The sequence below is a fragment of the Pseudoalteromonas luteoviolacea genome, from assembly GCF_021654285.1.
Lineage (GTDB): Bacteria > Pseudomonadota > Gammaproteobacteria > Enterobacterales > Alteromonadaceae > Pseudoalteromonas > Pseudoalteromonas luteoviolacea_J.
This window is the reverse complement of sequence record NZ_JAKFZS010000026.1, coordinates 50,246-69,374: the sequence shown is the minus strand read 5'-3', so window position 1 is coordinate 69,374 and position 19,129 is coordinate 50,246. Positions and strand designations below refer to the sequence as shown.

Sequence of the window (19,129 nt, the reverse complement as noted above, 5' to 3'; positions counted from 1 at the left end):
AGTAGGTGTAGCAGCATATATCTGATCTGACAGTATTTAACAAATAAGTTTAGAGCTCAGCAGATAGGCTCCTGCGAGCGACGAGCGGTTCAATTTATTTATTAGTATTGATGGTGTGATCATCATAGGGCTCTGTTCAATGCATAGGGCACCTAAAAAGATCCTACGGTGTCGAATAAAAAATTGCTAAGAAATAGAGAGGATTATTGCAACGAGCTTAAATCATTTGTGATTTATCGTTAATAGCCAGATTAATAAGTAGCAGGTCGCAGAGCCAATATCTTACGCCATAGTTATTGTGTAGTTTAACGTAAAACGGGCAATCTAGTTTGGAGTGGCTAATTCTTAACAATAGGATAATGAATCTTGAAATCGGAGTTTGGAACCGTTTACCAATGAGCGGTAATATTTCGGCATATTAAAAACCGTGCTTTTAAAGCACGGTTATCTAAGCTACTTTTTACTATTCTACTGAATAAACTGCGTTACCTTCACCATCGTTAGTAACATTAATTTTGTAATAAAGAACTGGCTCGTGATTGCCTGATGGCCCTTTTACTTCACTTAGCACTTTAGTTCTGGAGTAGGTCAATCCATTGCCTAAATATAATGTGATCTGCGCTTCTTCTGGCGTTGAGCCAGAGTAGTAGTTTGCGCCAATAGTAAACAAGCCTTCAGCTATATTATCGCAAGATACAAAGTAGTTTTCGGGCCCTTGACCATTTGTGTCATCCAAATCTAGGTCACCATAGTCACCTATTTTTTTGGAAAAATAAACATGCTTACCGCTGGGCTCAAAAACATGTAAATCAACATCGGGGTTATTACCCCACTGAAGTGTTGCTCTAATCGCCCCTTCGCCAGCTCGGCGGGTGGGGTAGACTAGGTTCTTGGCAAGCTTTGTAATGCCAGCATCAATGACTCCCCACGATGGTAGATTTGTTCGCATGTAGCTATCCACGAAAGAATGATTTTTAATATCTTCTCTTGGATCGGGGTCATCGGTCGGATCTAAGTTAGTCAAGTCGTTATCAATGTTTGAAGGTAAAACATCCTCAATCAACCTTAATGCGTCAATGACCCTATCATCGTGTGCGGTTACATAATCTTCATGGTTCCCAACCCGTCTGGAAGCTGGGGTTGCTACTCCAAAGTATCCAATGCTATCTGCATACTCAGGAGTGTCTGTGATCACAGAATCTATCGCTTTTGTTGTAAATAAATTACCTTGGCTATGAGGCAAAATGATCACTCTGTGGCCTGCAGCCAGCGCATCATTGTAGTAGGTAGCATGTCTGTCATTGACCATAGACCTATCTTGCAGAGCATCAACTTGAGCTTCTTGAAGTATTTGCGCAAACTCTTCTATCTTCTCCTCTGACAGATAGCCGAAGAGAAAATATTTGTCTAAATATTGTTGGATAAACTCGGACGAAAGCCCGTTTCTCAACATGATATAAAGAGCGTACCCGTTACCTTTTCCACCTTCATCTAGAATTTTTTGCTGGAAAACTTGAACGACATCTTTTGGAGTACCTTGTGTGTCGTTATATGCGGTGTCGAATATGTATGTGTGGCCTTCTAGGGAAGAAAGTTTCGTTTTAAATCGCTCCTTTACGAGCCGCATTGAAATATCCGCTTGAGTGGGGCTATTATCGACACCATTAGCAAAATAAACCTTCGTGGTTGGCGTGTCATTATCTTCTAATGAGCAACCGTTTAATTCAGCGTGGCTATACCCAGGAAGGGCCATTGCAATGCCTACTGCCAATACTTTTAAATTAGACTTCATATTACTTAAGTTCCTTTTAATTCTGTGGCAGTCTACAAAAACCTTCGGGCGCGTCTAATGACTCCTGAACCTTGCCAGACCGTGAATTGCTGTATGCAAGGTAAGCGCTCAGACGCTCATCTGTGTCAATCATCATAACTTCGATAAGAGTCAGCTCCTTGATAGCATCTTCTCCATATTGTTGAAACAAGCAATCTGCGATGTAAGATGAGCTTTGAGAAGCTTCTACGTCATCAATGTCATCCGATGACAAACCCGCCACTAAAAATGAGTTCATAGTTGATGCAACTTTCCGGTAAACTTCCTGGTCAACGATACTGAGCGGATATCTCTCTAGTATTTTATGCTCTACATCATCTCTGACTCCATCACCGTCGCTATCTGTTCCTAATAAGCCTTCTTGAGGTGACGCAGGCAACGGTGGCAATTTCATAAAGTCTATTTCATTGATCAGTAAAGAAGATTGGGTTGAGTCTGTTGCGCCATCATCATCAGTCACCTCGAGTTTGATAGTCACTTCAACATCTTCAGCAATATCACCAATATTTAGTTCGGCAGAAGCGCCGCTTGATGCTAAGGTGATTGCATTGCCTTTATAGTCACCTAAATCTAATGACCAGTCATAACTACTGATTGAACCGTCAGAATCGCTAGAGCCGGAACCGTCGAATTGGATAAGCGAGCGCTCCTGCGCATTAGCATCTGCAGCAATGCTTGCCGCTGGAGGTTGATTTACTTCTGGGGAAGGTAGTGGCTGATTAACTACTTTTGAGGGGGGGGGCGTAGTGTTTGTCTCGTTATCTCCATCGCCGCCACAAGCGGATAACCCTATTAAGCAGCCAGTTACAAGCGCTGCAAGTTTCATTTTTTCCATTGAGATTCCTTCTTGGATTTTTTATGTTTGCAATTATTGAGCGTTCAAAGTGCTAACAACCCTATTTTGCAGCATCAATTATACAGAATATTACGAGCTTTCATACCGACTATGGTACGAGTTGTAATAAAGGGGAAATAGCTAACATGTTATTTTTTAAGCTATTAAAGGTGGAAAGTTATAGCAATGTCTGACAGATATTTGCATAGAACGGTGGTGACCTACTTATATGCGTTGCTGTAAATGCAATTGTCAGATTTGATCAAGGCCTACTATTTGTACCTAATTTTTTAAACTAAGGCTCGTACAAAAAGGGCATTTTTAATGTCTGCCCTAGTTGTTTTTATAGTTCAGTTTTGCCACTTGAACTAGAGTTTGGAGATTGTTGTTAAATAAATGCAGGCAAGACCTTCTCGGCAATGACCTGTTTGAAAGGAATATTGTTATCGTTGGCTGTGTGCACAATCATTAGGTCTAACTCTTCAATGATCATAATGATTTGACCGTTGCCGCCTTGAGCTGACACTCCTAAATATTTTCTATCCCCAACTTTTAAGTCTACTCCCCACCACAGATAGCCGTAACCTTGTTTAGAGACATCTTTACCGCCCCAATGCACTTCATCATCACCTGTCATGACAAGTCTGCGAGTACCATCAGTGATAAACTTTTCAGGTATAAGTTGCTCGCCCTGCCACTTTCCTTTGTTCATCGCGAGCATACCCCACTTGACCATATCCCGTGAGGTCATGTTGGTTCTCCAGCCCGCTTCTGGCAAACCTGAAGCTCCATTCGTTCTCCATCGATAATTGCTGATCCCCATCTTGTCGAGTAACTCTTTTTTGATGAAGTCTTTTGCTGAGCCCGGAACGACCGCTTCGAGGACGTGCATAACCAGTAACGGACCATAGCCGTACTTGAATGTTTGTGAGTCTTTGGTGACGGGTGTGCTGTAGTTTAGTATTGTTTGGATCTCTTTTTGGCCCATCAATTGGTTTGGTAACTTATCTATCTGTGCCCTTTGCTCATCATTGGTTCGAATGCCTGAAGTCATGGTTAATGCGTGACGCAAAGTTACTTTATCAGCGCCTTTTTTTACTGCTCCTTCTAAGTCTAATTTAGTTAAAAAGCTCGTTAATGGCTTGTCTAAGTCATCCATGGAAAGATAGCCCAATTGAATGGCTCGACCGAGTGCTAAACCCGTGTAGGTTTTTGTGACTGAGGCCTGATAATGAGGCAAGTTGACTCGGCCTTTTGCGTAATAGGATTCAAAAACCAGTTTTCCTTTGTGGGAGATTAAAAGGCTGTCGTAATGTCCGTGCTTATAGGCTGCAAGCTCTTTTGCAAACTGCATGATCTGTTGTTTATCAGCCCCAAAGTTACCTAGCTTGCCTACGGGGATCCCATCCTGTCTATTTTCCGGAGATGTATCGATAAATGGCTTATCAAGAAAGGGAACTTCTGTATAACCAATGTGTATATCTGTTTTTGCAACTTCAGGTGCCAGGTGCGTATTTTCTTTATTGCTTGCTGAGGTAAGGCCGCTATAGCTGGATAAGACAGCAATGGTGAGTATGCTTTTCACTGCGCATTTTAGAGTCATTCTTTATCCTTGTTACTTTGTTGGTAATTATTATTAAAACTGGATTGAGGTGATTTACACTCGTAATTATTCACGCCAATTCATCTGCTGCTAATTACTATAACGAAATAAGAAAGACGCACTTGAACTCCCTATGATTTTTTGATTACAGCTTGATGATTTAAATTATATCTATATTTATCAGTTGCTTGGGGTTTTTATGATTGTAGGTAAATTAAGTTAACCTAGGTCGTTTAAAGCGTTTATGCTGATTGTCTATTGGTTTTTAGGTTTATATTTTGTAATTTAGGTGAATAGAGATAACAGTAGAGTATACAAATGGATAGGGCGGTTAAAGTATGCTGGCAGCAGTATCCTGAGCATGTACGAGTCTGGCTGGAATTACTTCGTGGGTTAGTTTTTCAAGTTGCCAATGAACTCGATTTAGGTGACGTTGAAGAGTCTCTTAAATGGGGAGAGCCTAGCTATAATGTAAAAGTAGGTAGCCCAGTAAGAATTGATTGGAAGCCGAAAACACCAAACAATTACTTTCTGTATTTTCATTGCCAAACAAAGTTGGTTGATACCTTTCGAGTCCTATATAGTGAAGCACTTGAATTTAATGGCAATAGAGCAATAGTACTCTCTGTTGCGGAGCCACTGCCACAGACCATCATTAAGCACTGTTTAGAATTAGCGCTTACCTACCAGAAAAGGAAGCACTTACCATTATTGGGCGCTTAGTAATCAGTTAAGCTCGAATCATGAATGACGATTTGGCTCTGAAAACTTGCTATGACCGCGTATAAAGAGCTGCTTAATGCGTGGCAAGCAGCTCTTTTTACGGACTAGCTAACAGCACAATTTGATTTTATGTCTATATCGATTAGATTTTAAAGTTTTTCTCGGGATGTTTTGATTGATGTATCCAAGGTCAACAAGGTTGAGCTGGTCAAATCAAAAGTATAAAACTGGGGAGATTGGCCTTCTTGCGATATAAGCAACTTATTGTTTTCAATTGTTCTAAATGACCCGACGTCTTCCAATATTAGGCTTAAGTCTTTGCCATCAAAGGTTGAGGTAAATAACTTGGCTGAATCTTCATGGTCAAGATACCCATTTCGATTAGTGTCTTCATTAATGATCAGGTAAACGTTTTTATTTAATAAGTGCTCCTCTTCACTTGATGAGACCCTTGCCTTTGAAAACTCAAGTAGTAGTCCGTCTTTTCGTAATAACATATGTGGTTTGCTATTTTCTCTAACAAACATCAAGTTAACGGCGTTTCTGGATAAGAAGTGTCCGTTATATAAGTCGTGCGACACTTTTGAGCCTGTAAACATAGAATAAATCTCACCGTCATGATGTTGAGTAATATCAATTTCTTTAGCGCTCAACGTAAAGATGTATACATCTTTTAACTTTGCGAAGTATTCTTTTGTGTACTGTGTTTGTTTAATTTGCTCTTGAGTATCACTGTTATCGACCAGTGCAATTTTTGGTGGCTCATATTTATGGTCGAAGAATTCCGAAATAAACTCGACAGAAATGACGACAATAAAAAGTGTCACTGCCAAAAAGAATAAGACGTGATTAGATTTTTTTATGAAGTTTAGCGCTTTACTCATGTTGTTCCTCTAAGTGAGTTGGTTATTTCTGAGTATGTTGAGGCTATATCAAGCTCAGTACTTAATGCTCAAAGGTAACATATAAAGGGAGAAGATATTTGCCTAAGTTAAAATTAGTTATATGTAACTGAGTTACATTAGGCTCATGTGTAGAAGGTTTTGTGAGGTGATGTAAGCTATTCTCCTATATTGATATTCCAGTGTTAGCATGAATATCTATCTTATTAGTTTTATTTTATAACTTGGCAGAATTTTACACTCAGTATCTGGTATAACTATCAGGTAGGAACTACGTGGAAGTCGTGTTATTACAGGCTAAGTATATTTTATATATAAAAATGGGTTGATTAGCAGAGTAAATCGTTTTTATGGTCATATATAGGCAGTGAATAGCATGTTATTTTGGCTCCTATTTACTAGCAGACACGAAATTGAATTAGATAGACAGAGCGCTAAGCAAGGGAAGTATGACAGAGATAATTGAGCCCATAACTAAACGCCTTCAGCTGCGACAATGGAAAGAAAGTGACTTCCCTGAGTTTGCTAAAATGTCTTCTGATCCTGAAGTGATGAAGTTTTTCCCTAGTACATTGAATCGAGTTCAGAGCGACTCTATTGCTAAAACATGTCAATCCTTGCTTGTTCAACAAGGATGGGGAGTGTGGGCAGTAGAACAGCGTAAGACCAGTGAGTTTGTGGGTATTGTGGGTTTGCATAAGCCGACTGCCACTTTGCCGTGCTCACCTTGTGTTGAAGTTTTGTGGAGACTCGCACGCCCACATTGGGGTTTTGGCTATGCGACAGAGGCGGCCGGGGCTGCGCTAAAAGTCGGCTTTGAAGATATTGGATTAAACGGAATCGTATCATTTGCGGTGGTTGATAATTTTGCATCTCGTGCAGTAATGGAAAGAATACACATGATAAATACCAATGTTGTGTTTGAGCATCCAGATGTACCTTACCCAAACTCTCTAAAGAAACACTGTCTATATAAGCTCTCGAGAGATTGGTGGATGAAAAAGGCACTTCAATCGCCTTTTTGAAGGTTTAGAGGGTATGGCTAGCTTTCTGGGTTAATGACTTTTTCAATAAGGTGAAGTCATATCGACATACATAGCGCAAAACGACAGTGAACAAGCGATGTATATCTTATTAGTTTCAACATAAATATAAGGACATAGAAGCAATATTGTGAAAAAAATTAAGTTAGATGAGGGACTCTATCAATATCAGTTTCCTCCATTTGAAAATCAACATTTTGGATTTAACATTTATGCGCTCATACAAGATGACGAAGCACTGTTGATTGACACGGCCTTTGAAGAACAGGCTCAGGCAGTGATAGATGATTTAGCTAACACAGGTATCCAAGTGAAAAAAGTCGTTTTTTCTCACTTTCATCCAGATCATATTTCTGGTCTGCCGGTACTTAATTCACCTGAGCTTTACGGTAGTTATTTATATAAGTCGACCTTAGAGAAATATATACCTAAAGAAAGACACCACTACTTTGAGGGGGTAAACCTTATAACGGATGGAAACGCGTTATCTTTTGGAGCATTTCGTTTGACGTTTAAGTTAATACAAGGTCATGTAATTTGTGGCATGTATACAATTATCAACGATGCATATATTCACGTCGCTGATGATGTCATGACTTCCAATGGTGGATTGCCTTTATTGCCTTCAGTGCAGGTTGGTAATGCACAAAAACATGCAAACTCTTTAGAGCTACTCAAGAACTATGCGTCTTATACTTTGTTGCCTTCTCATGGTAATGCATTTAAAGGTTCGGCGGATATTTTACAGGCCATACAAGATAGGCAAAGCTATCTTCGGGCAATCGCTGACAGCGATGAGCCAATTACTGTCGAAAAGGCGTTAAAAAACGTCAAGTGTGATTTTTTGCATAAAGAATGGCATGACTACGTTTATAGTTAGAAGGGTGGATAAGGTGTAGCCTAAAACCTAAGTACATAATGCTCCGTTAGGTGTTTTATTAGAATAGGTGTTCTTATGTTGGTGATATAAATATACACTGTCGCTATGAGTGTTATGAACTGCTTTTATCATTTAGATATAGTGGTCACTATTTTTGAGTAAAATGATAAACAAGCAAGGTTGCTACATGAAGACACACATAGCCATTTCTGTATCTACTGCCACATTTTTGTTTCTACTTTTTATCATTGGCCTTTTTACTGCCCACAATGCAAATGCCAATGCCAATGCTTCTATTGACGGCAGTGAAAACCTAGATGAGATGCAAACGCTTATCGGGTTAGAGCAATATGTCGACTCTTTGATTGAGCGTGGCATGACACAGCATTCAATACCTGGTGTCACCATTGCCATTGTTAAAGATGGCGACGTAGCGCTGCTCAAAGGCTATGGCTATGCGGATGTGAGCAGCCGAAAGAAAGTCGACCCCCATACCACCCTGTTCCGTATAGGTTCAATCACTAAAACCATGACGGCGATCGCGGTTATGCAATTGGTAGAGCAGGGCAAACTTGCCCTTGATGCTGATATTAATGACTATCTCACGGAATTCAAAATCCCTAATACATTTGAAGCGCCAATAACCATTGCTGCTTTGCTCAGCCACCGAGCAGGCTTCGAAGAAGCGGACGCAGGTAATTTAATCAGCGACCAACCTGAACAGATGCTAAGTACACCTGAATATCTGACTAAATACATGCCAAAAAGAATTTGGCCTGTTGGTCATAACATGTCTTATTCAAATTATGGGTTTGGTTTGCTTGGGTATTTGGTAGAGCAAAAATCGGGTATGGATTTGGCATCCTATATGAAGCAGAACATGTTTGCTTCTCTAACTATGCAAAATACCACGCTAGGTGAACCGCTTGGTAGCAGCTATGGTGCTGCCAATATGAATGACACTCTGCGGCAACAGTTGGCAACGGGGTATTTCAAAGACACTGTTGGGCGCAATTTGGCAAAGCCGTTTGAATTTCTAGGGCACATTGGCGGTGCTGGGGCGGCCTCTTCAACAGCACATGATATGTCACTGTATATGCGCGCCCTGATGCGTGAAAACAATCAACTAGTCACGCCATTAACCAACGAAAGCATGAAGCACAGGCTTTATGACGATAGAACGCTCGCTGCAGATGTCGTTCATGGTATGTTTGAAGGTCACTTTAGAGGGCATCATTACTACCATCATTCGGGGGCTACACTCACTTTCTCATCTAATATGGTAATTTATCCCGAGTTACAGCTGGGTATTTTTATCGCGAGTAATATGGTTGGCGGAGCCGCGCATTTGGCAGACTCTTTACCTAAGGTTATTCTAAATAAATACTATCAAAGGAAACCGTTAAAGTTAGTCAAGCCAACTGCGGCTGGTGCATATAGCCAGTTTCTGTCAGTGCCTGTTGCAACGCGTAAGTTAGAAGAGTATACCGGATCTTGGTTGAGTACCCGCCGCTCTTACACTCAGTTAGAAAAAATGGCAGCCTTGGATAGTTCAGTGACAATTTCTCTCGATGCACAGGGTGATTTGAAAATGCGTCGGTTGGGAAGTAACGTGTCATTTAAGCTAAAACGACTTCAAGAAAATGTATTTCAAGCAGAGTCTTATCACGGATCAATTTTTTATTTTTACCCAGATAGTTCAGGAAAAATAGCACGCTTCTCCGCAAGTATGTGGTCTGGTGACTATGAAAAGATGAGCTTGTCGCAAAGCCCGTTTTTCTTTTATTTTGTTTTAGTGCTTGCCTCATTACTTGCACTGTCCACGTTAATACTCATTGGTAATCGAAAGAGCCGGGTTAAGCACCTCAATGCATTCGAAAATACGGTTTGCATCTCTGCGGGTTTGATATTAGTTACTGTGACTGGCTTTATTTTCATGAACTCCGGTTTGGTGTTGGACGAATATAATTTCTTATTAAATTTCCCGACACTTGAAGTGAAACTTCTACTTGGCTTTGTATTAATGGTTAGTATTACTACGTTAGTTAAGATGGTTGGATTGGTATTTATTTGGCGTATGGCTGAATTAGGGTGGATACACAAGCTTCTCTATTCGATTTTCACGCTGAGCTGTTTAAGCTTTTTATATGTTTTTTGGGTATGGAATGCGATAGGGTTTAAGTACATCAGTTAAGACAATTAGCTGAATAGACTCAGTCATTCGCAAGTTCTGGGTATAAAATCAGTTTGTGTTGAGCCCACTATATCACTGTTGCTGAATGAAAAGTGGGCTCATTTGAATCTAAAAGATAACGCTTATCTTTGCTGCTACTTGCTCACTTTTCTTAGGTTTAAATCATGAAAGTTATAAGAAAAATCAGTGCTACTACTTACTGCTTTCATTTTGAATCCGCTGACCTTACCATCGAAGTCGACGTCAAAGTTTACAAAAGCATCCGCATTTAGTGTTCGGTCATGCCATTTTGCTACAAATCGGTTGCCTTCTAGGTGGTCGAGCTTACCAGTTAAGGCATTACCACGAGAAAACTTAATATTTAGCTCGGATCCTGTTACTGTGACATCCACTGTGCCATACCAATCATCCTTGTAAGTACCAGCATATTGAACAAGTGCAACAGGCGGTTTGGTTGTGCTCAGTTGTAAAGGCTTCTCTGTTTTCTTTTGCTGTTTTTTGTAGGCTTCATATCGTTTGTTGCCTTCTATGTACACATCAATGTAATTTGTGGGTTCCGCTTCAATATAGTGTTCTAGGATAGTTGCGGTTAGGCCTTGAGCTGCTCGTGACCATTGATTTGTAAGCGCAATCACAGCAACATCTTTTTCAGGTAAAAAAGCGATATGTGAGGTCATGCCTTGTACCGCACCGCCATGAGAGACATGCAAGTGGCCATGAAAGTCCATCAAATTCCAGCCTAATCCATATGCTTGAAAATGTGTCTGCGCGTATTTTTGATCAATATAAGAGACTTTCTTTAAAGTCACTGGCTTCCACAGTTCTGCGTGTTGTTTTTCAGACAGCAAGTTTTGCCCATCAGGCAGTTTTCCTTTGGAAAGAAATAGCTGTGCCCACTTTGCCATACCCGCTATGTCACAATTAATTTGGGTATCATCTTTGAAAAAAGTGGTTTTGAGCTCACCATCCACTTCCATGTGCGGTATCGCACGTTTACTTGGTGTTTTAATTCGAGTCGGGCTTGCTACACAGTCAGTCATTTTCAGCGGTGCCAATAATGCTTTTTCGACATATTCGTCCCAAGGCATCTTGGTGATTGCGCGTATCACTTCTTCGGCGACAATATACATTAAATTGACATAGGAATATTCAGAACGAAATGAACTGGTTGGTTTTAAATACTTTAATGCTGAGATGATTTCATCAGGCGTTGCGTGTGCCTTTGCATCAGGCCATTGTAATAAGTCTCCAGCACCCAGTGGCAAACCAGAGCGATGAGTTAATAAGTCGCGAATAGTAAACTCTCTTGTTACCCAAGGATCATACATTTGAAAGTGCGGAAGGTAATCAATGACCTTATCGTCCCAGCTGAGTTTATTTTCATCTACGAGTAGTGCCAATGCCGCAGTTACAAATGATTTTGAAATTGACGCGACCTGAAATAGGGTATCCGTATTTACTGGTGTGTTGTTTTCAATAGATTGAACGCCATAGCCTTTCGCATGGACCACTTCTCCACTTTTTACAACTGCCAATGCAATTCCTGGCACATTAAGCTCGTTTGATGCTTTTTCAACAAGTGCATCTATTTGTTTTGGCGTTAACTGTGCACTTAGACATAGTGGAGAAAAAATTAACTGTGATAAGACGATACCTGTATATACAGACTTTTTGATATAGTTCATTTAAATAGACCCTTTAAAGCAATTTACTAATTGATAAGGACATTACCAATTACTTCTTACTTTTCCAGCACTTATATGCAAGCGGTGGCGTTTCTTCTGCAAAAGGCAGCAAAACTTATCAGTGTCTGCGTTCGACTCTTTTTGAATCCTATTGTGATAAATATCAAGCAGGTATGTGGATGCTTGTTAGCCATTTTTAGCATGATATTTTCTACACAACTCGTGGCAAATGAATTTAATAAGCAATTTATTCAAGAAGTTAAGGTTTGTTATGATGAAAATGAAAAGCTGTCTTCAAAGACGTTTATTCTCCAAAACTGCAAAAAGATGTCGCTGGGTGAGGTAAAGCCGGGTAATAAGGTAACATGGATAGGCTCCACGTTTGACATAGACGCACCTGAACTTATCGATAAACCAATTGGGTTGTTTTTTTCTGCCCAAGCGGCGACAGAGTTTTACTTTAATGGCAAATTAATAGGCCGAAATGGTTATCCCTCTTCTCAACCTGACGAAGAGCAGCCTGGTGTGATGGACTTTGTTACTTATATACCTAAAGGGTTGCTGCAGAAGTCTCAGAATGAAATCATTATTAAACTGTCATCTCATCATAAAGCTTTCGATATCAGTCGCTCCATTGGGCTTGCGATAGTGACATACTATGACTCACCTCAAGATATCGTATTGCATCATTATTTACCCACACTGGTGCCGTTAGGCGTATTGATAATTGGTTTGTTTTTCTCAAGCTTATTGGTGCTACAAGACTTGAATCCAAGGCGAGGCGATTTTTGGCTTCCTTTACTCTCTTTGCTGGTGGTGCTTCAATTACTGACTGAAGTGTCAAGGGGTTTAGTCGCATACGAATATCCTTATCATGAAATTCGATTGATGGTTATTTTATTACTGGGGACGTTGAGCGGTCTGAGTTTGCTGTTATATATCATAGATGGGTTTGTAAAGAATCATCGTAAGATCTGCTTTTTCTTATCCATGTTATTGACGTTTATATCTATTTATCTGGGCAGTACGATAGAAGACAAAACTGTGATCGCCATTCAAGTGCCTGCTGGTATCAGCTTTTTAATCACAGCTTTTCAAGTATTTAATAGGCAGGACAATGCGAGAAAACATGCCAGCGCACTTTTAATATTCTTTACCATAATTGCACTGAACCCTAATCAATTTCTCGATCTCTATTTTTATTATTTTGTTGCTGCGCTTTTGTTGTTCTTTTTTGTTCAACATGCAATTGCATACAAACACGCGCAATCTCAAAAGCAGCTTGCGCAGCAAAGAGCTGATCAGCTACAGCAAGCATTAGATGAGTATAGTGAGCAGCAGGTACCATCTAAGATAAAACTCAATCTTGCAGACAAAAGCGAGTGGATATCATGTGAGAGTATTTGCTTTGTGAAAGGCGCGAGAGACTATGTGGAGCTCTGCTTGTTAGATGAACGAAATGTTTTACACAATGAAACGCTTGCAGTTATGGAAGAAAAACTCCCTGGTACATTCCTACGGATACATCGTTCCTATATTGTAAATAAGCATTTTATTCAATCGCTTAAAAAGCTTCCCTCAGGTGGCGGAAGTCTACAGTTAAGCACTGGTGATACAGTGCCTGTGAGTCGGCGGATCATGCCAAAGGTTAGAAAACAGCTTGATTGATGCACTTTGAACAGACAGGTCGTACGCCAAGCTATTTTTTTGTTAAAGAGCGGTGCATGTCCTTTACTGCTTAAGAGACTTCCTTTTTGTAGGGAAGTCTACAGTCCAGTTGTGGTAATACAGTATCTATTAATAGGCTGAGAACATGACAAAGGTTTAAAATCACTGTGACTGATATTTTGAACATGCTAATACCCTTAATAAGACAACTTTAAAGCATGGTAACTCAGCTATTGACTCGCTAGAGGGCAGTTTTCGTCCTATAGATTGACTGATGTCATGATTAAAACTAGAAAGTGCATACTTTGCGCGTTATTCAGCTCATCAATCAGCCTTTGCGTATTTGTACATTTGTTTATTGAGTTTGTATCCCCTCCTTTTCGATACCACACAGGTTAGTACTGCATTTCACCATGGAAATTGATATTAGCTAATGTATTAGTCTAAATTTCTCATATGCGAATACTGACTGTCTTATTTTTCATAATATGAGGATTAGCTCTTTCTCAACGACTTCTATTAACTATAACTAGTAGGTTTTACCTTTGACTTTAATGATGAATTTTACACTAGCTCTAATTAAGTCTGACATAAATATATTTTAAATATTGTTAGTTTTAATCCTGAAATTAATAAAGGAAATTGCTTGTAAAGAGGGGTGTTAAGGTTTGTTAATGGTAACTCAATCTTTTTATGTTGCATGTCAAAATAACTCTTTCACAAAAAATGCTTATTTCCGTTTTTATTAAAGTTGTTTGTTTTTTAATTTTCATACATGTCTGCTTGTCGTTTTTACAAGTTTCTTTGTTGTGAACTTTTTATCAATAAAGATTTTTTTTAGTTTCTATTGAATTTTTGTTGCTTTTTTCGTTGCTTGACTTGTGAACATACTATAGGGCGGCTGTTATCTATTATGCTTATTTATTCTGCCTTTTTTACCTTTTGGTGAAGCTGTAGCTTGATTTTTTTTGTTTTAATTTAACCTGTTGTTTGTTGGGGTTTTTATTTGTTTTTTTTTGGTTTGTTTTATAATGGGTTTTTGAGTTTCTTTTTAATTGTTTTGTTCTGTTTTCTGTTTTGGTTTTTTATTTTTATTTGTCCTGTTGGTGTGTTTTTTTATTTTCTGTATTTACATGCTGGTTTTTCTAGTATTAATATGTGGTTGGTTTGTAATTTATTTTATTTTGTTTGGTTTTTAAACCTGAGTTTTGATCTTGTTTATAAATAAAAAAGGAAGTAATTATGGGGAAGAATAGTAAGTTAAACCCAATAAGTATGTCAGTTAAACTGATGTGTATAGGTGCACTTAGTACTGTGCCTGCTCATACTGCATACGCAAATGAAGAAGCAATAGAAAAAATTGAAGTTACGGGCTCACGTATTATGCGTGAAGGAGTGATTGCACAAAACCCTGTGTCAGTCCTTTCTGGACAAGATTTAGTTAATACTGGTGCTCTAAATATTGGTGAAGCGTTAAATAAACTACCAAGTTTAAAACCTACATTTGGTATGCAAAACTCAGGTCGCTTTATCGGAACCTCAGGCCTCAATGTACTAGATTTGAGAGGTATGGGCGTTGATAGAACTTTAGTACTTGTAAATGGCAAGCGGCATGTTTCAAGTAGTGGTGGTTCATCCATGGTTGATACTAATACTATCCCAACTGAATGGGTTGATCGGGTCGAGGTCATTACTGGTGGTGCATCTGCAATTTATGGTGCTGATGCTGTAACGGGGGTAGTTAACTTTATCCTTAAAGATAGGATTGAAGGATTCTCTGTTTCTGCAACACACGGTGAGGCTGCGAATTCTGATTATGACAATCAAAAATTTAATATTTCTTTTGGCCAAGACTTTCTTGATGGAAAAGGTAATTTTGGCATCTCTTATGAATTTGCAACTCAATCAAGGTTGAATGCTCTTGATAATGAGTTTACAAATTATGCAGTTCGCGAGCTGACTAACTTTGAACGAGACCCGAATAGGCCTGATGATTTAGATAATCCAGATGAAAAAATGTATGACAACGCTGGGATTTTTAATTTAACAGAATCTGGGGTATTTAATGCGGGTGGTATTTATTACACATTCAATGAGGATGGAACTCCACGTCCTGTGCAGCTGGATTATAATAAGTTGGATGGGTTTGGGTGTGTCGATTGCGAGTATTTCAACTTGCGTAAATATACAGAGGTCCAGCCGACTTTTGATAGGCATATAATCAACTTTAAAAGCAACTATGATATCAATGATGAGACCTCTTTCTATTTTGAAGGTAAGTTTGCAAAGATTGAATCTGAAAAGTGGGGGCAGCCAAGCTACCATACACGTTCAGGGATCACACTCTCTCGGGACAACGCCTATTTACATCCGCAAACCGCACAGATCATGGATTCAACGTTCGATGATGAAGGTAATCCTTTGACGGCTATTAGTATTAACCGTTTTAATGGTGATATTGGTCGCCGTTTCGAAATTAGTACACGTGAAACAACACGTTTTGTCTTTGGGCTAGAGGGGGTTGTCGCAGAGGATTGGGACTATGAAGTATTCATCAATTCGGGTGTGACTGAAATTGAACGCGCGAATTATAATAACTTAGTCAGACCAAACTTTCAGGCTGCAATAGATGCAGTATTTGACGATTCAGGTAATGTGGTATGCCGAGATGCGCAGGCGCGTGCAAACGGCTGTGTACCAATGGATATAATGGGTTATAACCGTCCAAGCCAAGAGTCTATTGATTACGTCAATACGGTATCTGTAGGTACAACTAAATTAGAGCAGTTAAATGCGGGTGCAAGTCTTGCTAATGCTGGTTTTTATGAGCTGCCAGCAGGTCCTGTAGGGGTTGCTTTTGGTATTGAATATAGAGAAGAGAAGAGTCGTCAAAGAGAAGATGATAATGCTAAATCTGGTGATACCTTCTTTAATGTTCTCGGTGAAGATGAAGGTGAGTATGATGTATCAGAAGTGTTTGTTGAGGCTTCTATTCCTCTGTTAGGCGATATACCACTGATTGATACACTGACTTTAGAGGTTGCAAGTCGATATGCTGACTATAGTACAGTGGGTGACGTGACGAGCTGGAAAGTCGGTTTAGATTGGCAGGTATATGATGATCTAAGGTTACGTTCTACGCTATCTGAAGCGATTCGAGCGCCAAACATTGGTGAATTATTCGGGGCTGTTAGTGAAACGTTTTACCCTATTGACGACCCATGTAGAGTTAAAAACTTAAATCAGGTTTCAGGTGCGGCTCGAGATTTAAGACAAGCGAATTGTACTGCATTAGGCGTGCCTGTTGGGTTTGATGACTCATATGATTCAGCTAGGATCAGAGGACAACAGTCTGGTAATGACGAGCTTGTTCCTGAAGAGTCCACAAGTTATACCGTCGGTGCTGTGTTTACACCCAGTTTTGTGGATGGTCTAACATTTACTGTTGATTATTGGAACATAGAATTAGAGGATGCGATAGACTTTATTAATTCTAAGAAAATAGTGACCCGTTGTGTTGATGCCAGTAGCATTGACAACCAGTACTGTGCTTTACTTACACGTGCGAATGATGGCAGATTGACGCTTATTAAAAATAAAGCCTTGAATATTGCTATGCAAGAATCAGCTGGTGTTGATTTTGAAGTAAACTATGATTTCAAGACAAGTTTGGGCAACTTTAAAACTCGCTTAATGGCAACGCGCTTGATTGAACGAAAGGACTACCCGTTCCAAGAAGATGTGGCTGAATTTCAAGAGTATGCTGGTGTAGATACAGAACCATCTTGGGCGGGGGCATTAGATATTGGCTATAGTTATGATGACTTTTTTGCTAGTTGGAAAACACGTTACACCAAAAAAACAAACCGTTACCGTGCTGATGAATTAGAGAAAAACCCTAACCCTTCTAACCATATGGAATGGCCGACTTATATCGTAACAGACATTTCTGGTGGTTATAATTTTGACAACGGAATGGCAGTTAAAATAGGTGTCGATAATATCTTCAATAAAGAGATGATCAGATATACATCAGGCACTACGCTTGAAGGCGGGACTTATGACAATATAGGTCGTTTTGGCTATGTTCAACTCTCTTATAAGTTTTAATTAGTTTTTAATCACGTCAAAGGGCATGCTATAGCATGCCCTTTTGTTTAATATTAGTGACATCCAAAACCTAGCTTGGTACCCTCGCACTTCAAACTGTAAGCGGATTATAAGTAACCCAGAAATCGCTTCATATTAAGACTACAGTTGAATTATCCGCAGAATTCAGAGATATATAAACACTTCGATCCTAGTTATATAGAAAATTACTCTAGTGATTACATTTTTTAGAAATCATATATGAGCAATACGGGTTTTACGGGTGTGAATTACTTGGAGGTATGGAGTGTTTCAAAAGCAGTTGTGAACGAGCTAAGAAGCAGGGAAAAGGGCATAGAAGAATAGGTGATAAAACTGCCTTCTATACGTTCTTAAGCTTAATCCTAATTACAAAAAAAGCCTTTGATGAGTTGATAAAAAGTGTTGACCACTACAACGAGTAATCTTAACGCTACATATACCTATCGTTTAGGTATGGCATCGCGCTTTGCTTGAAAGAGAGAGCGCTTCTTGGGATCAGATGAGCGTTCAACTGCCAAAGCAAGGAGCTTATCGGTCTTCTCTATGTCCCCTTTTGAATGATAAATTCTGGCTAATTCAAAATAGGGTTCAGGGAGGTAGGGCGTTTCAATGATGACTTCTTTTAGCTCTTGGATTGCTCTTGTAAATCGTCCTTTTTGGGCTGATCTTTGAGCAACTTGGATCTTATCAAATGGCGTCAATGCTGTTTCATCAAGTAAATTCTCCAACTGCTTAACAAGCTCAGTATTATTCTGATTTTTGGCAATAAAAAGATAATTCGCAAGTAAGTTTTGACTAGTTAGATTGTAGTTCTTTGCGTATTCATAAATCTTCATAGCATGACTTTCTTGCCCACTGCGACGGTGTAGTACTGCTGAAATATTTATCAGCTCAGGGTCATAAGGTTTGTAACTCAATGCTTGCTTGAGCATATTAAAGCTTTGATTGAAGTTGTCCTCTAATAATGCGTCAACGGCTCTATTTGCATAAAATTTTGTAACAAGATCATTGTAGTTTGCATTATCGATAAAAAAACTGTCTTGGGCAGGGAAGTAATCAACGACTGTACCAGCTCTAATGACTTCAATTGTGTTTGGGTCAGAAGTCGATTTTGGCGCGAGTAGTTTGGTACGAAAATGATTTGAAATGAGGATGGTATTGTTATTTTTTTTAAATACAGGGACGGTGCCTACTTCTATAAATGTCGTATCCACTTGTGCAAGCTTTGCATATGCTTGAGTGAGTATGGCTAATGAAATGCAATTACCTTCATTTCTTTCTAATGACTCAGTTGCCGTGAGGGTGGCACCGTCGTAAGTAAATAGGTCGATACGCTGCTTTAGATAATTAAAAATGATCTTATCTTCTCTAACCCCCTTAATGAGTTCGTTATTGAAATAATCTAAGAATTTTTCTTGTTCTTGGACGGGAAGTGTAAATATTTCTTGCTCATTTATCGTAAGTACTTGCTCGAATGTGTCGTCACTAAACAGCGCAGATACCAAAGGGATTGTTTCAGGAGGTGTATCTTTTGTACTAGAGCAGCCACTTATCAGCGCCATAAAAAGTAAAAAAGTTATGTGCTTAGTCATAAATAATATCCTTAACGATTGTGACAACGGGTTTAGTTATGA

Annotated in this window: 12 protein-coding genes; 6 read left to right on the top strand and 6 right to left on the bottom strand. The window is 39.3% G+C overall.

The features are described from left to right. Positions 1-463: 463 nt before the first annotated feature. The 3 genes from L1077_RS20765 to L1077_RS20755 all read right to left on the bottom strand — a co-directional run bounded on the left by L1077_RS20765 (position 464) and on the right by L1077_RS20755 (position 4,269). Complete coding sequence (locus tag L1077_RS20765; protein ID WP_237138819.1) at positions 464-1,792, bottom strand: hypothetical protein; 1,329 nt, start codon at positions 1,790-1,792, stop codon at positions 464-466. Positions 1,793-1,808: 16 nt separating this feature from the next. Beyond that, positions 1,809-2,666, bottom strand: a complete 858-nt coding sequence (locus tag L1077_RS20760) for a PKD domain-containing protein (RefSeq protein WP_237138818.1) — start codon at positions 2,664-2,666, stop codon at positions 1,809-1,811. 388 nt (positions 2,667-3,054) lie between these two features. Further along, complete coding sequence (locus L1077_RS20755) at positions 3,055-4,269, bottom strand: serine hydrolase domain-containing protein (protein WP_237138817.1); 1,215 nt, start codon at positions 4,267-4,269, stop codon at positions 3,055-3,057. Between the two features lie 318 nt (positions 4,270-4,587). Here L1077_RS20755 and L1077_RS20750 point away from each other — a divergent pair, with 318 nt between their 5' ends. Continuing rightward, positions 4,588-4,992: a DUF1801 domain-containing protein gene (locus L1077_RS20750; protein WP_237138816.1), complete on the top strand. Its 405-nt coding sequence runs from the start codon at positions 4,588-4,590 to the stop codon at positions 4,990-4,992. A 149-nt stretch (positions 4,993-5,141) separates the two neighbouring features. On the opposite strand, the gene L1077_RS20745 is transcribed toward L1077_RS20750, so the two are convergent. Next, the gene (locus L1077_RS20745; protein ID WP_237138815.1) at positions 5,142-5,876 is read right to left on the bottom strand and encodes a hypothetical protein; all 735 of its coding nucleotides are present in this window, start codon (positions 5,874-5,876) and stop codon (positions 5,142-5,144) included. A gap of 467 nt (positions 5,877-6,343) precedes the next feature. On the opposite strand from L1077_RS20745, the gene L1077_RS20740 reads away from it, so the two are divergent. From L1077_RS20740 to L1077_RS20730, 3 genes are all read left to right on the top strand, one after another. Then, positions 6,344-6,919: a GNAT family N-acetyltransferase gene (locus L1077_RS20740; protein WP_237138814.1), complete on the top strand. Its 576-nt coding sequence runs from the start codon at positions 6,344-6,346 to the stop codon at positions 6,917-6,919. 148 nt (positions 6,920-7,067) lie between these two features. After that, positions 7,068-7,817 (top strand): MBL fold metallo-hydrolase, encoded by a 750-nt coding sequence (locus tag L1077_RS20735; RefSeq protein ID WP_237138813.1) that lies wholly within the window; start codon positions 7,068-7,070, stop codon positions 7,815-7,817. 187 nt (positions 7,818-8,004) lie between these two features. Further along, positions 8,005-10,011: a serine hydrolase domain-containing protein gene (locus tag L1077_RS20730; protein WP_237138812.1), complete on the top strand. Its 2,007-nt coding sequence runs from the start codon at positions 8,005-8,007 to the stop codon at positions 10,009-10,011. 134 nt (positions 10,012-10,145) lie between these two features. On the opposite strand, the gene L1077_RS20725 is transcribed toward L1077_RS20730, so the two are convergent. Further along, on the bottom strand, positions 10,146-11,696 hold the full coding sequence (locus tag L1077_RS20725) for a serine hydrolase (RefSeq protein WP_237138811.1): 1,551 nt from the start codon (positions 11,694-11,696) through the stop codon (positions 10,146-10,148). A gap of 201 nt (positions 11,697-11,897) precedes the next feature. Between L1077_RS20725 and L1077_RS20720 the strand changes: the two genes are divergently transcribed. Next, positions 11,898-13,364 (top strand): LytR/AlgR family response regulator transcription factor, encoded by a 1,467-nt coding sequence (locus tag L1077_RS20720; RefSeq protein WP_237138810.1) that lies wholly within the window; start codon positions 11,898-11,900, stop codon positions 13,362-13,364. A gap of 1,242 nt (positions 13,365-14,606) precedes the next feature. Beyond that, on the top strand, positions 14,607-17,474 hold the full coding sequence (locus L1077_RS20715) for a TonB-dependent receptor domain-containing protein (protein ID WP_237138809.1): 2,868 nt from the start codon (positions 14,607-14,609) through the stop codon (positions 17,472-17,474). A gap of 461 nt (positions 17,475-17,935) precedes the next feature. On the opposite strand, the gene L1077_RS20710 is transcribed toward L1077_RS20715, so the two are convergent. Continuing rightward, the gene (locus L1077_RS20710) at positions 17,936-19,087 is read right to left on the bottom strand and encodes a tetratricopeptide repeat protein (protein WP_237138808.1); all 1,152 of its coding nucleotides are present in this window, start codon (positions 19,085-19,087) and stop codon (positions 17,936-17,938) included. Between the last annotated feature and the right edge of the window lie 42 nt (positions 19,088-19,129).

Coding starts and splice junctions, on each gene's coding strand:
- L1077_RS20755 (WP_237138817.1), bottom strand. CDS start 4,269: ATGACTCTAAAATGCGCAGTGAAAAGCATACTCACCATTGCTGTCTTA.
- L1077_RS20710 (WP_237138808.1), bottom strand. CDS start 19,087: ATGACTAAGCACATAACTTTTTTACTTTTTATGGCGCTGATAAGTGGC.
- L1077_RS20765 (WP_237138819.1), bottom strand. CDS start 1,792: ATGAAGTCTAATTTAAAAGTATTGGCAGTAGGCATTGCAATGGCCCTT.
- L1077_RS20745 (WP_237138815.1), bottom strand. CDS start 5,876: ATGAGTAAAGCGCTAAACTTCATAAAAAAATCTAATCACGTCTTATTC.
- L1077_RS20760 (WP_237138818.1), bottom strand. CDS start 2,666: ATGGAAAAAATGAAACTTGCAGCGCTTGTAACTGGCTGCTTAATAGGG.
- L1077_RS20725 (WP_237138811.1), bottom strand. CDS start 11,696: ATGAACTATATCAAAAAGTCTGTATATACAGGTATCGTCTTATCACAG.
- L1077_RS20730 (WP_237138812.1), top strand. CDS start 8,005: ATGAAGACACACATAGCCATTTCTGTATCTACTGCCACATTTTTGTTT.
- L1077_RS20715 (WP_237138809.1), top strand. CDS start 14,607: ATGGGGAAGAATAGTAAGTTAAACCCAATAAGTATGTCAGTTAAACTG.
- L1077_RS20740 (WP_237138814.1), top strand. CDS start 6,344: ATGACAGAGATAATTGAGCCCATAACTAAACGCCTTCAGCTGCGACAA.
- L1077_RS20750 (WP_237138816.1), top strand. CDS start 4,588: ATGGATAGGGCGGTTAAAGTATGCTGGCAGCAGTATCCTGAGCATGTA.
- L1077_RS20720 (WP_237138810.1), top strand. CDS start 11,898: ATGATATTTTCTACACAACTCGTGGCAAATGAATTTAATAAGCAATTT.